The organism is Lentibacter sp., assembly GCF_029254145.1.
Lineage (GTDB): Bacteria > Pseudomonadota > Alphaproteobacteria > Rhodobacterales > Rhodobacteraceae > Lentibacter.
In genome coordinates this window covers 1-12,186 of record NZ_JAQWYD010000010.1, presented here as the reverse complement: position 1 = coordinate 12,186, position 12,186 = coordinate 1, and the positions used below count along the sequence as shown (strand labels likewise).

Annotated in this window: 12 protein-coding genes; 9 read left to right on the top strand and 3 right to left on the bottom strand. The window is 54.3% G+C overall.

All coding sequences use genetic code 11. The annotated features are described in order from the left end of the window. Nucleotides 1-21 precede the first annotated feature (21 nt). Together P8O11_RS01300 and P8O11_RS01295 are read right to left on the bottom strand one after the other, a co-directional pair. Nucleotides 22-1,413 (bottom strand): short-chain fatty acyl-CoA regulator family protein, encoded by a 1,392-nt coding sequence (locus P8O11_RS01300; protein WP_282058177.1) that lies wholly within the window; start codon nt 1,411-1,413, stop codon nt 22-24. A 152-nt stretch (nt 1,414-1,565) separates the two neighbouring features. Continuing rightward, nucleotides 1,566-2,780 carry a multidrug effflux MFS transporter gene (locus tag P8O11_RS01295; RefSeq protein ID WP_300290839.1) on the bottom strand — a complete coding sequence of 405 codons (1,215 nt, stop codon included), beginning with the start codon at nt 2,778-2,780 and terminating at the stop codon, nt 1,566-1,568. A gap of 188 nt (nt 2,781-2,968) precedes the next feature. Between P8O11_RS01295 and P8O11_RS01290 the strand changes: the two genes are divergently transcribed. The 7 genes from P8O11_RS01290 (at nt 2,969) to P8O11_RS01260 (ending at nt 9,054) form a co-directional block, all read left to right on the top strand. Continuing rightward, nucleotides 2,969-4,501: an acyl-CoA carboxylase subunit beta gene (locus tag P8O11_RS01290; RefSeq protein WP_089889855.1), complete on the top strand. Its 1,533-nt coding sequence runs from the start codon at nt 2,969-2,971 to the stop codon at nt 4,499-4,501. A 10-nt stretch (nt 4,502-4,511) separates the two neighbouring features. Further along, nucleotides 4,512-4,925, top strand: a complete 414-nt coding sequence (locus tag P8O11_RS01285) for a DUF6497 family protein (RefSeq protein ID WP_300290835.1) — start codon at nt 4,512-4,514, stop codon at nt 4,923-4,925. A 214-nt stretch (nt 4,926-5,139) separates the two neighbouring features. After that, nucleotides 5,140-5,289: a hypothetical protein gene (locus P8O11_RS01280; RefSeq protein ID WP_300290833.1), complete on the top strand. Its 150-nt coding sequence runs from the start codon at nt 5,140-5,142 to the stop codon at nt 5,287-5,289. 81 nt (nt 5,290-5,370) lie between these two features. Continuing rightward, nucleotides 5,371-5,742, top strand: coding sequence for a hypothetical protein (locus tag P8O11_RS01275; RefSeq protein WP_089889860.1), 372 nt, complete (start codon nt 5,371-5,373; stop codon nt 5,740-5,742). A gap of 325 nt (nt 5,743-6,067) precedes the next feature. Beyond that, nucleotides 6,068-6,274: a hypothetical protein gene (locus P8O11_RS01270; RefSeq protein WP_300290830.1), complete on the top strand. Its 207-nt coding sequence runs from the start codon at nt 6,068-6,070 to the stop codon at nt 6,272-6,274. 137 nt (nt 6,275-6,411) lie between these two features. Further along, nucleotides 6,412-8,457 carry an acetyl/propionyl/methylcrotonyl-CoA carboxylase subunit alpha gene (locus tag P8O11_RS01265; protein WP_300290828.1) on the top strand — a complete coding sequence of 682 codons (2,046 nt, stop codon included), beginning with the start codon at nt 6,412-6,414 and terminating at the stop codon, nt 8,455-8,457. 96 nt (nt 8,458-8,553) lie between these two features. Beyond that, on the top strand, nt 8,554-9,054 hold the full coding sequence (locus P8O11_RS01260; RefSeq protein WP_300290826.1) for a hypothetical protein: 501 nt from the start codon (nt 8,554-8,556) through the stop codon (nt 9,052-9,054). A gap of 4 nt (nt 9,055-9,058) precedes the next feature. Here P8O11_RS01260 and P8O11_RS01255 read toward each other — a convergent pair whose 3' ends face one another. Continuing rightward, nucleotides 9,059-9,499: a DUF4174 domain-containing protein gene (locus tag P8O11_RS01255; RefSeq protein WP_300290824.1), complete on the bottom strand. Its 441-nt coding sequence runs from the start codon at nt 9,497-9,499 to the stop codon at nt 9,059-9,061. Between the two features lie 175 nt (nt 9,500-9,674). On the opposite strand from P8O11_RS01255, the gene P8O11_RS01250 reads away from it, so the two are divergent. Both P8O11_RS01250 and scpA read left to right on the top strand, forming a co-directional pair. Continuing rightward, nucleotides 9,675-10,619, top strand: a complete 945-nt coding sequence (locus P8O11_RS01250; RefSeq protein ID WP_300290822.1) for a hypothetical protein — start codon at nt 9,675-9,677, stop codon at nt 10,617-10,619. Then, nucleotides 10,585-12,186 (top strand): methylmalonyl-CoA mutase (gene scpA / locus P8O11_RS01245; RefSeq protein ID WP_300290820.1); only part of this gene is annotated, 1,602 nt, incomplete at its 3' end. The genes P8O11_RS01250 and scpA, both read left to right, overlap by 35 nt.

Sequence of the window (12,186 nt, the reverse complement as noted above, 5' to 3'; positions counted from 1 at the left end):
TTGTTCTATGTATTTGAGCGGTCAACCCACTTCATATGGCAAGACGCCTCGGTTGTCTGGATTGATTGTCAGGCGGCGTTCCAGCGGAGGTACGGAGCGCTGGTGGCAGCTTGTGCGCTCACAAATACGACACGAAATTCCGATAGGTTCAAAGCTCTGGCGCTCACTTACATCGAGGCCATCCGCATAGACGATATCACCCGCGTGGGTCACCTCACAGCCAAGCGCGATAGCAAAACGCCGTGTAGGTGCGCCAAATTGGCCGCCCGCTTTGCTTACGTCCCGTGCGATTGAGATATAACGCACGCCATCTGGTGTCTCTGCGAGTTGGCGCAAGAAACGACCTGGAGTTTCAAAAGCGCTGTGCACGTTCCAAAGCGGGCAAGCGCCACCGAAGCGAGCAAACTGCAGACGCGTCGCAGAGTGCCGCTTGGTGATTGTGCCAGCTTGATCCACGCGCACGAAGAAGAAGGGCACGCCCTTCGCGCCAGGACGCTGAAGTGTAGAAAGACGATGCGCGACTTGTTCGATGGATGCCCCAAAGCGGCGTGCGAGCATCTCGAGGTCATGCCTTGTTTCGCGCGCGGCGGCGAGAAAAGCCGTGTAGGGCATTAAGGCTGCGCCTGCAAAATAGTTGGCGAGGCCTATTTTAGCGATTGTGCGAGCCTCAGCTGAGTGAAAACGGGCGAGGTCGAGGGTGGCATCAATCAACTTGCCTTGCTTAAGCAGGGCAAGCTGAAGGAGCAGTTGAAAGTTGCGTGTGCCCAGACTTGCACGGGTAGAGAGCGTGAGAGTACGGGTCTCGCGATCAAAGTTGCGCAACTCGGTACGATCCAGTTCGTGGACCGTAATGCCTTCGTCACGCAAAGCGCGCACCGCCGTTTGGCGTATGTCTTGGCTTTGTGCCGCGAAATGCTCGGCGGCGCGATCAACTGCGTCGATGTAGTTGTCACAATAGTGAAAGAAATCGCGCACTTCATCCCAAGGGCTGGCTTGGGGGCGTGCGTCTTCGCGGCCCAAGGCTTCGTCCAGCGAGGCGAGCCGTTCGTGCGTCTGCCGGTAGGCGTTATGCAGCGCAAGAAAGGCGCGTGCGAGACCTGGAGCATTGGAGGCTGTGAGGCGCAAATCGGCCAAAGGCGGCGGGTCGTCGGCGAAAATTGGGTCAGCCATAGCTTCGCGCATATCCGACACCAGTCGCTCACTGTCTGCAGAGGTGAGCTCCGTCACATCAAAGCCAAATTCCTGAGCAAGACCAAGCACGACCGTTGTGGAAACGGGGCGTTTGTTGTTCTCCATCTGATTGAGATAGGGCAGCGAGACGCCGAGCTTTTGGGCGAAGTCTTTTTGAGTGAGGCCAAGTCGGGTACGCGTTTCGCGCAGCTTGGCACCTGCGTAGAGTTTTTGTTGCGGCATGGGCCTCTCGCTTGCTTTGCAGGTTAGCTATTTTGTGATTGTGCCTTTGCAAAGCTGATGTGGCAAGATGGGTTCGGTTTTTACAGCGTAAAAATCTTACCGTGTTGGGCGGACTGCAAATCTTCGAGACACTTTGAGCAGGTAAAAAGGGACTAAAGGCGCAAACGGCGCTCACGGCGCATGACGAGTAGGATCACGCCGAGTGCGGCGACGCAGCTCAGGGTCATCAGTGTGATTAGGGGCAGGTCCGTCGAGCCGGGTTGCAAGAGCGCACCTGCTATCGCGGAAAGGGCCGCACCACCGCCAATCATGATCGCGCTGCCGAGGCCTGAGGCGGTGCCAGCAAGATGGGGCCGCACGGAAAGCATGCCAGCTTGGGCATTGGGTATAACCATGCCATTGCCGATGCCGAGGAAGACCACACAGCCAAAAAAGGCGGCTGCTGAGCCTGCACCCGCGAGGCTGAGCAGCAGCGCAGGCAAGAGGGATCCGGCGCAAATGACGTTGCCCCAAAAGATCATTGGGTTGACGCCAACGCGAGCGGAGAAACGCGCTGTAATAAAGTTTCCGATGAAGTAGCCAAGGCCGGGTGCTGCAAAGTAAAGGCCCAGTTGATCAGGCGTGAGGCCATAGACTTGCTCTCCGACAAAGGGAGCTCCGCCGAGATAGGCAAAGAATGCCCCGGAAGAAAAGGCAGATGCCATACAGTAGCCCCAGAAGCGCGGTGATTTTAGAAGTTCGGGATATTCTGCGAATTGTTGACGGAGTGTATTGTTGCTTGGTGCTGCGGTTTCGGCGAGATCAAACCACGTGATGACATATAGTAGGACGCCAAAGCCGAGAAGCATCACAAAGCTTGCATGCCAACCATACCAGACCTCCAGTAAGCCGCCAATTGCGGGTGCTATCATCGGCACGAGCGACATACCCATTGCGACATAGCCGATCATCGAAGCTGCTTGGTCTTGTGGGTAAATGTCACGGACAACGGCACGGGCTAGGACCATCGCCACGGCAATGACAGCTTGGAACATCCGAAACACCATGAAGACTTCAGCCGTGGGGGCTAGGAGGCAGCCTAGCGTCGCAATGTTGAAAAGCCCGAGACCCCATAAAATTACGCTGCGCCGCCCGTATTTGTCCGAGATCGGCCCGATGAAGAGCTGCAGGAACCCGTTGATTGCCAAGTACAGGGCCACGGAGAGTTGCATAAAGGCATACTCGGTCTGGAAATACTCGGTCATCCCGCCGAGAGACGGCAGGAAAATGTTCATCGCCAGAGCGGACAGGCCCGCTAAGCTAACTAGTGTGAAAATATGTGGTGGTGTCGCTCGATCAAAAAAGCGACTCTTGGAAGACTCGTGCATCGCTAACGCGTAGGCGTCCCAGCGTTCCTTGTCCAGATCGACTCCAAAGGACGGTGCGTCAGGTTCAACGGTTTTCTATTTTGCAATTAGCCAAAAATATTCTGACAAAGTTTTGCAAATTTGCTGCTTTGGCCTTTGTGAGCCGCGCAAGAGCCCGTATACAGGCCCAAACTAAAGGGGGGCATCCGATGAAAGATATTCTGCAAAAGCTCGAAGAGAGTCGCGCGCTCGCGCACCAAGGTGGGGGCGAGAAGCGCAATGCGGCGCAACATAGCAAGGGTAAGCTGACAGCGCGCGAGCGGGTCGAGCTCTTGCTAGATGAAGGCAGCTTTGAAGAATTCGATATGTTTAAAACGCATCGTTGCACTGATTTTGGCATGGAGAAGCAGAAGCCTGCAGGTGATGGTGTCATCACGGGCTGGGGTACGGTGAATGGCCGGATGGTTTATGTCTTCTCTCAGGACTTTACGGTTTTGGGCGGCTCGGTTTCCGCAACCCACGCCGAGAAGATTTGCAAAATTATGGATATGGCCGTTCAGAATGGCGCGCCTGTGATCGGGATCAACGATTCTGGTGGGGCACGTATTCAAGAGGGTGTCGACAGTCTTGCGGGCTACGGAGAAGTCTTTAAGCGCAACATCATGGCCTCAGGCGTTGTGCCTCAGATCAGCTTGGTTATGGGGCCTTGCGCTGGTGGCGCTGTTTACTCGCCTGCGATGACCGATTTTATCTTCATGGTCAAAGACAGCTCTTATATGTTTGTCACTGGGCCTGATGTTGTGAAAACGGTAACCAACGAGCAGGTCACCGCTGAAGAGCTTGGGGGGGCTTCGACACATACCAAGAAATCTTCGGTTGCGGACGGCGCTTTTGAGAATGATGTCGAAGCGATTGCTGAGGTGCGCCGCTTGATCGACTTCCTGCCACTTTCCAACCGTGAGAAGCCGCCAGTGCGTCCCTTCTTTGACAGTGTGGATCGCAAGGATATGAGTCTCGATACGCTTGTGCCAGAAAACCCCAATACGCCCTATGATATGAAGGAGCTGATCCTCAAGCTCGCAGATGAGGGCGATTTTTACGAGATTCAGGAAGAGTTTGCCAAAAACGTAATTACAGGCTTTATCCGTCTTGAGGGGCAGACTGTTGGCGTCGTAGCCAACCAGCCTTTGGTGCTGGCTGGCTGTCTTGATATTGACAGTTCGCGCAAAGCTGCACGGTTTGTCCGCTTTTGTGACGCATTTGAAATTCCATTGCTTACACTTGTTGATGTTCCGGGTTTCCTGCCAGGGACAGGGCAGGAGTATCGGGGCGTGATCAAGCACGGCGCGAAGCTCCTCTTTGCTTATGGTGAAGCAACCGTTCCAAAAGTGACCGTTATTACTAGAAAAGCCTATGGTGGCGCGTATGTTGTGATGAGTTCTAAGCATCTGCAGGGTGATCTGAACTACGCGTGGCCAACCTCCGAAATCGCTGTTATGGGCGCAAAGGGCGCGACGGAAATTATCCACCGCGCTGACGCGGGTGATGCGGAGAAGATCGCACAGCATGCGGCAGATTATGAGGCTCGCTTCGCAAATCCGTTTGTAGCGGCTGAGCGTGGGTTTATTGATGAAGTGATCATGCCGCACAGCACGCGCAAGCGTGTGAGCCGTGCATTTGCAAGCTTGCGGACAAAAAAGATCACAACGCCTTGGAAAAAGCACGACAACATTCCGCTGTAAGGGCCGCGATATGCGCGACACTCTCTCCTTTTCTGTGCTCGCCTTTGCGGGGCTGGGTCTTTGGGCCCAGCCGACACTTGCGGCAGAGCTGCCAAAATTGCCCTCCGGGCTAGTGCCGCAGCTATTTGAGGAATTTGTCGAAGTTAAACCTGATGGAATTTTTACCTACGCAAGGTTTCGGTTTGTTGCCCCTGAATTGAGGGAAAATGCGAGCTTGGATTACGAGGCGCTTGCAGATGACTTCTTGGTTCTCTGTGAGCAATATGCTTTGCCAAAGCTGCCTGACCAGCGCGAGCCGATAGACCGCGTGATTATATCTTTTTCGGATCGCGCTATTGAGTTTGGGCTTTCAGATCCTGATGCCATCCAGTTTTTTGAGCAGTTTACGCTCAAAAGTGGAGCCTGCATATGGGAGCAGTTTTGATGCAAACACAACATGTTGCGCGGCGTAGCTCAGGTTCGGCTTGTTTTGCGGCTTTCCCGTCACAGAACGGTATGATCCTGTCGTCAGCATATCGGGACATTCGGAATTCAGTTATATTGCGCCATTGTGCTTCTGTTGAGGCACGTATCTCACATGAGAGGCTGGCCGGGGAAAATACCCCGCCCGAGTTAGAGCAAAATGACAGGAGTAAAGAATGTCTAAGACGATTAAAGCCCTTTGCGCACTTGGCCTTTTGGTCACAGTTTCGGCCTGTGGTGGCAACAAAGCCCCAGATGATGAGTATGTTGTTGTTGACACAGCACCGATCTCTGTTGAGCCGACATACACCGGCAAATACAAATAAAACCGTTGCAGAGCGGGCCGCAGGGCCTGCTCTGCCTCACATGCTTCACGGCGGATCCACTTTTATAAAGGAGGGCACGCCTTGCTGAAGCACCGCGGCTTCCCGGGCCGGCTTTCCGGCACCGATTTTCAGTTTGTAATTAGACGGGCGAACCCCAAAGGGGTCACACCGATCACAGTTCGTGAGCGCTATCGTGACCGCCGTCCCGCGGACAAGCGCGCAGATGTTGGCTTTATGGCTGCTCTTTGGGCGCAGTTTGGCGATGAGCCATTTGAGCGCGGAAACTTAGATGCAGGACGCCTGTCGTGGCTATTTGGACGCGAGGTTATCGCAGCTGAAGATCCGTTTGATCCTGCCAGCTACGACGCAATGCTGCGTATCAATGTGCGTGTTGCCGAAGCTTCCTTCCCTGATATTTTCGATGGAACCTATGTGGAGGAGGGTCAGGCATGAACTTGCCTACGCACTCCACTTTTGAGCAGGGAACGGCCCATTTGAGGGCCAATTTTCTTGCCCCCCTTTTGCTGCATTCGGCCCCGTGTAAGGCTGGCGGTGTGATGGTTGCCCACGTTCGGGCACAGAGCGTCAGTTCTGTCCGTTACCCTTCCCCTGCAGGGCGTTGCGGCCCCCCCCAAGGCTGCACGCCCTGCTTTTTTCATGCCACAGGTGGCGAATATTCGCGCCCCTGTAGCTTGGCAAGGCGGCCCCTATTGCCTAACTCTTGGTTTGTAGGAGCTGCAAAGACAGCTCGGATCAAACCAATACGAGGCAAAGAGACATGCGAACACTTACAAAATGGGCTGCGGCCCTCTGTGCCACTGCGCTCCTCTCGGGCTGCGGAGAAACACTTACAGAACAAGCGCTCATGGGAGCAGGAGCGGGCGTTGGAGCTGCTGCAGTCACCAAAGGCGACTTGGGCGCAGGCGCGCTCATCGGAGCGGTGGGCAATGTGGCCTACTGCCAGAAATTCCCGTCGCGCTGTTAACCGCGTAACGGCGGCCCCGCATGGGGCCAGACACGATCTGAAAGCCATGTTCGAGAGTTCCTCGGATGTGGCTTTTTTTATGCATTCTGGAGGGCGTATTGCGCGGCTCCAAAGACTGAACGAAGAGGGGACAGACCATGTTTAAAAAGATCCTGATTGCAAATCGTGGCGAAATTGCTTGCCGCGTGATCAAAACAGCCAAGAAAATGGGGATCAAGACGGTCGCTATTTATTCGGACGCTGACAAGCAGGCACTGCATGTGCAGATGGCCGACGAGGCCGTTCATATTGGTCCTCCCCCAGCGAACCAGTCCTATATTGTGATTGAAAATGTGATGCGCGCGATCAAGGAAACGGGCGCTGAAGCGGTTCACCCTGGCTATGGCTTCCTTTCTGAGAACTCAAAATTTGCCGAGGCTTTGGAAGCGGCAGGAGTAGCCTTTATCGGGCCACCTGTTGGGGCGATTGAGAAGATGGGGGACAAGATTACCTCCAAAAAGATTGCGCAAGAGGCCAAGGTCTCAACTGTTCCGGGCCATATGGGCCTGATTGCCGATGCTGAAGAGGCGGTCAAGATTTCAAATGAGATCGGCTATCCTGTGATGATCAAGGCCAGTGCAGGCGGCGGCGGCAAGGGCATGCGGATTGCTTGGGATGATGCAGGCGCGCGTGAAGGCTTCCAGAGCTCCAAGAACGAAGCGGCCAATTCCTTTGGCGACGATCGTATCTTTATCGAGAAGTTCGTGACCCAGCCTCGTCACATCGAAATTCAAGTGCTTTGCGACAGCCATGGTAATGGCATTTATCTAGGTGAGCGTGAGTGTTCGATCCAGCGCCGCCAGCAGAAAGTTGTTGAAGAAGCGCCAAGCCCATTCCTCGACGAAGCGACGCGCAAAGCGATGGGCGAGCAAGCTGTGGCTTTGGCCAAGGCCGTGGATTATGCCAGCGCGGGTACGGTTGAATTTATCGTGGACGGGGATAAGAACTTTTATTTCCTAGAAATGAACACCCGCCTTCAGGTTGAACATCCTGTGACTGAGCTTATCACGGGCGTTGACTTGGTGGAGCAGATGATCCGCGTGGCTTATGGCGAGAAGCTCGCCATGGCGCAGGACGATGTGAAACTCACAGGCTGGGCTATCGAAAATCGCCTGTATGCGGAAGATCCATATCGAGGTTTCCTGCCTTCTATTGGTCGCCTCACACGCTACCGTCCGCCCGAAGAGACTGCTGCTGGCCCACTTCTAATCAACGGTAAATGGCAAGGTGATGCGCCTGAAGGGGATTTTGCGGTGCGCAATGATACGGGCGTTTACGAGGGTGGCGAAATCTCTATGTATTACGATCCAATGATCGCAAAGCTCTGTACATGGGCGCCCACGCGTGAAGCGGCAATTGCTCATATGCGCGATGCGCTCGACGGATTTGAGCTTGAGGGCATTGGCCATAACCTGCCGTTCCTTTCGGCTGTGATGGATCATGACATCTTTATCAAAGGCGAAATGACGACGGCCTTTATTGAAGAGCAGTATCCTGATGGCTTTGAGGGGGTAACGCTGGATGAGGCGGCTTTGCGCAAGATTGCGGCGAGCGCTGCCGCAATGCACCGTGTCGCCGAAATCCGCAGAACGCGGGTATCTGGGCGTATGGACAATCACGAACGCCGCGTTGGTGCGGAGTGGGTTGTCAGCTTGCAGGGACAAGATTACCCCGTAACGATCGCAGCAGACCGTGAAGGCTCTGACGTAAATTTTGAGGATGGGACAGTGCTACGTGTTGCGTCAAAATGGACACCAGGTGATCAATTGGCCCGTCTGGATGTGAATGGCGAAGGCCTTGTGCTGAAGGTTGGCAAAATTTCTGGTGGCTTCCGCATTCGTAGCCGTGGCGCTGAGGTGAAGGTGCATGTCCGCACGCCGCGCCAAGCTGAGCTAGCCAAGCTGATGCCAGAGAAGGTTGCACCTGACACATCCAAGATGCTGCTTTGCCCGATGCCTGGTTTGATTGTGAAAATCAACGTGGAAGAAGGTGAAGAAGTTCAGGAGGGCCAAGCGCTTTGCACGGTCGAGGCCATGAAAATGGAAAACATCCTGCGCGCTGAACGCAAAGGAACCGTGTCCAAAATCAATGCTGCGCCTGGTGATAGCCTTGCCGTGGACGAAGTGATCATGGAGTTTGAATAAGTTCTATGCGCCAAAGCCCTTTATATGCGTCAAGACTTCCGCAAGGATTTGTCGCTAGCCTAAACAAGGATTTTTCTTGTTTAGAGGGGCTAAGGTGTGCGCAAGATCATAGCCTGTCTGGGTGCAGTCGTTCTTTTAGGGGGCTGCGAGCTGGACACGGAGGAGAGCTTAAAACAAAAGCTCTCCGCACGGCTCTATATTCTGGAGACGATGCATTTCACCTCCAAGTCGAGCTGCACAGCGGCTGTGTTTACTTTGGCTCTGGGCGAGTTTCGCAAGCCCTATCCACTCGCAGAGACGATCGACAGGGCATTGGAGCGTATTCGGGCGCAGAAGCACGTGCAGTTTGCGCTCGAGGGATTGACCCCCAACGAGATAACAGAAGCAATCATGAGCCGCGATCTGCCGAATGGATTGGGTCTTATTTCGGCTGGGATCGGACCAGCAAGGGATTGCATGGATCAACGCATTTCGCGCGGGTATCACCGCGTTTTGCTCTCGCCTGCGTCTCAGATGGTATATATGCCAGAGGACAATGCATTGCTGATCGTGTATCCTCCAGAAAAGCTCGCATTTTTCCTGCGCGGCAACGTTTAGGCGCTCATTCTCGCCGATCACGCACTTCTTGCTGGCGCTGGGGAAGTTTGTCTATTGATCGGGAGATCTCGCGCACGTTCCAAGGCAAAGGTTTGCGCAGATACACCTGGCCGTCTTTGCCTATCAACATTAACATAAAGCCGCGTGGCCGAAACTTCTCTCGCAGTGCCGTTTTGGCGGCAGGGTTCGCATCCAGTACGATGATAACGTCGCGCTCAGCAAGATCGCTTGAGCGCTCTGCCAATAGCTCGACTTGCTCAACAAAGCGCGGATCGGCGTTTGAGTCTGCAAAGACAACAATTAGTCTATTTTTCCATAAAAATGAAGCTAACTCCGCCTCTTCGGCTGGAGCGAGAATAGCTTTTGGAAGCGTATTGCTGGCTGTCTCGGCCTGCAAAACACCCGTTGAAAATACTGCAATTACAAAGCTTAAGACCCGTATCATAGCGCCTCCTTGTAACCATGATATAAGCCCTCTCGAAGGCTTTACGACCCAAAATGTCGGTAGATTGAATATTTTCACGAAGTTAAAGGCTTACTTATGTCCGCTGTGGCACATTCAGCGCCAACGAAATGTCCTGCAGAGCGTGTGCAATGCAGGCAAAGCGGGGCTAAATGTAATGCAGGTTATTTTCCATCTGGGCGCGCAGCGAAGTGCGACGACAACGTTTCAACATTATATGCGCAGCCATATGCAGGCGCTTAGTACGTCTGGTATCGGCTTTTGGGGGCCGCAACGGCTGCGCGAGAGAGGACTGTTTGAAGGGCTCTACGCAGGACCGAGCGGAAAAGTCTCTGACGAGGCCATTGCGATCGCAAAACCGCAGATCGCGAAAGCTTTGAATCTTGCTGCTGCGCGCGGTGTCCGCACTCTGATGATCAGTGAGGAAAATATGCTCGGCTCCGTAAAAGGAAATTTACGTCACCGTGCGCTCTATCCTGATGCGAAGACGCGCCTGCGCGGGTTCATTCAAGCCGTGGGCCGGCTGATCGACAAGGTGATGCTGGGACTGCGCCCGCTTGATACCTATTGGAACTCAGCGCTGGCTTACGGTGTAAAGCGCGGGGCACCTTTGCCAAAGCCAGATGATCTCGCAGCAATCAGCGCTTCAGAGCGCAGTTGGTGTGATGTGGTGCGTGATATTTCGGAAGTTGTCGGTGAGGCAGACATCGAGCTGCACAAATTTGAAGATTTTGCCGATACACCTGACGTACGGCTGGCGCAAGCTCTTGGAGGCAACGCTGTGCTGCCAAAGGCCAAGCCAGGCGTGCGCATGAATGAGGCCCCTGATTTGAGCGAATTGCTGGTCGCTATGACCAAACGAGGCGCAAACCCTGCCTCCTTGCCTGATGGTGAAGGGCACTGGCAGCCCTTTTCGCCCGAACAAACAGAGGCCTTGGCTGAACGCTACGCCGATGATCTGTTTTGGTGCGTTGCTGGTGCGGGCGGGGTGGCCAAACTGATTGAAAGAAAAACGCTGGAAGAAGTGGGCATGAGCCTGCCGCCAGCTGTAAGAAGAGGACTTACCTATGACCAAGCGAGAAGAATGGGCCAAGCGAGCTGAAAAAGAGCTGCGCGGCAAGACGATTGATGATCTGACGTGGCAGACACTTGAGGACATCAAGGTAAAGCCCGTCTATTTTGAAGAAGACCTTGAGGGCATGAGCCACCTTGGCTCTATCCCAGGGTATGAGCCCTTTACGCGCGGCGTAAAATCCACAATGTATGCTGGCCGTCCTTGGACCATCCGCCAATATGCTGGCTTCTCAACAGCTGAAGAAAGCAACGCATTTTACCGCAAGGCGCTGGCCGCAGGGCAGCAAGGCGTTTCGGTTGCTTTCGATCTTGCCACACACCGTGGCTACGACAGCGACCATCCTCGCGTTGTGGGCGATGTTGGTAAAGCCGGTGTGGCGATCGACTCGGTTGAGGATATGAAGATCCTGTTTGATGGCATCCCTCTTGATCAGGTCTCTGTCTCGATGACGATGAACGGCGCTGTGATCCCGATCCTCGCAAGCTTTATTGTGACGGGTGAAGAGCAGGGGCACGACAAGGCGCTGCTGGCTGGAACGATCCAGAACGATATTCTCAAAGAGTTTATGGTGCGCAACACCTATATCTATCCGCCTGAGCCGAGCATGAAGATTATCTCGGACATCATCGAATACACCTCAAACGAGATGCCGAAGTTCAACTCGATCTCGATTTCGGGCTATCACATGCAGGAAGCGGGCGCGAACCTTGTGCAGGAGCTTGCCTATACTTTGGCAGACGGGCGAGAATATGTGCGCGCTGCGATCAATGCTGGCATGGATGTCGACAAATTCGCCGGGCGTCTCAGCTTCTTCTTTGCAATCGGAATGAACTTCTTCATGGAAGCTGCCAAGCTGCGTGCGGCGCGTCTGTTGTGGCACAAAGTTATGACCGAGTTCGACGCCAAATCTGAGCGCTCAAAAATGCTACGCACCCATTGCCAGACTTCGGGTGTCAGTTTGCAAGAGCAAGACCCTTACAACAATGTCATTCGTACGGCATATGAGGCGATGGCGGCGGCATTGGGTGGCACTCAGAGCCTGCACACCAATGCACTTGACGAGGCGATTGCTTTGCCAACCGAGTTTAGTGCGCGCATTGCCCGCAACACCCAGCTGATTTTGCAAGAAGAAACAGGGATCACCAATGTCGTCGATCCTTTGGCGGGCTCTTATTATGTTGAGAGCCTGACAAGCGAGCTTGCCGACAAGGCCTGGGCTTTGATGGAAGAAGTCGAAGAGATGGGCGGCATGACCAAAGCGGTAGCCAGCGGTATGCCTAAGCTTCGTATTGAGGAAAGTGCTGCGCGCCGTCAGGCGATGATTGACCGTGGACAAGAAGTGATTGTCGGGGTGAACAAATACCGTCTCGCCAAGGAAGACGCGATCGACATTCTTGATGTTGACAACGTGGCTGTGCGGGAAAATCAGGTGAAACGTCTTGAGAGCATCCGCGCCAGCCGTGACGAAGCGGCTTGCATGGCGGCTTTGACCGAGCTGACACGTCGCACAAAAGAAGGGGGTAACCTCTTGGAAGCTGCGGTTGAAGCCGCCCGCGCACGGGCCACAGTGGGAGAGATCAGCATGGCGATGGAA

What these genes read in the sequence shown, in the direction of transcription:
- P8O11_RS01250 (WP_300290822.1), top strand. Translation starts at nt 9,675, where the DNA reads ATGCAGGTTATTTTCCATCTGGGCGCGCAGCGAAGTGCGACGACAACG.
- P8O11_RS01265 (WP_300290828.1), top strand. Translation starts at nt 6,412, where the DNA reads ATGTTTAAAAAGATCCTGATTGCAAATCGTGGCGAAATTGCTTGCCGC.
- P8O11_RS01280 (WP_300290833.1), top strand. Translation starts at nt 5,140, where the DNA reads ATGTCTAAGACGATTAAAGCCCTTTGCGCACTTGGCCTTTTGGTCACA.
- P8O11_RS01285 (WP_300290835.1), top strand. Translation starts at nt 4,512, where the DNA reads ATGCGCGACACTCTCTCCTTTTCTGTGCTCGCCTTTGCGGGGCTGGGT.
- P8O11_RS01270 (WP_300290830.1), top strand. Translation starts at nt 6,068, where the DNA reads ATGCGAACACTTACAAAATGGGCTGCGGCCCTCTGTGCCACTGCGCTC.
- P8O11_RS01290 (WP_089889855.1), top strand. Translation starts at nt 2,969, where the DNA reads ATGAAAGATATTCTGCAAAAGCTCGAAGAGAGTCGCGCGCTCGCGCAC.
- P8O11_RS01295 (WP_300290839.1), bottom strand. Translation starts at nt 2,780, where the DNA reads ATGCACGAGTCTTCCAAGAGTCGCTTTTTTGATCGAGCGACACCACCA.
- P8O11_RS01300 (WP_282058177.1), bottom strand. Translation starts at nt 1,413, where the DNA reads ATGCCGCAACAAAAACTCTACGCAGGTGCCAAGCTGCGCGAAACGCGT.
- P8O11_RS01255 (WP_300290824.1), bottom strand. Translation starts at nt 9,499, where the DNA reads ATGATACGGGTCTTAAGCTTTGTAATTGCAGTATTTTCAACGGGTGTT.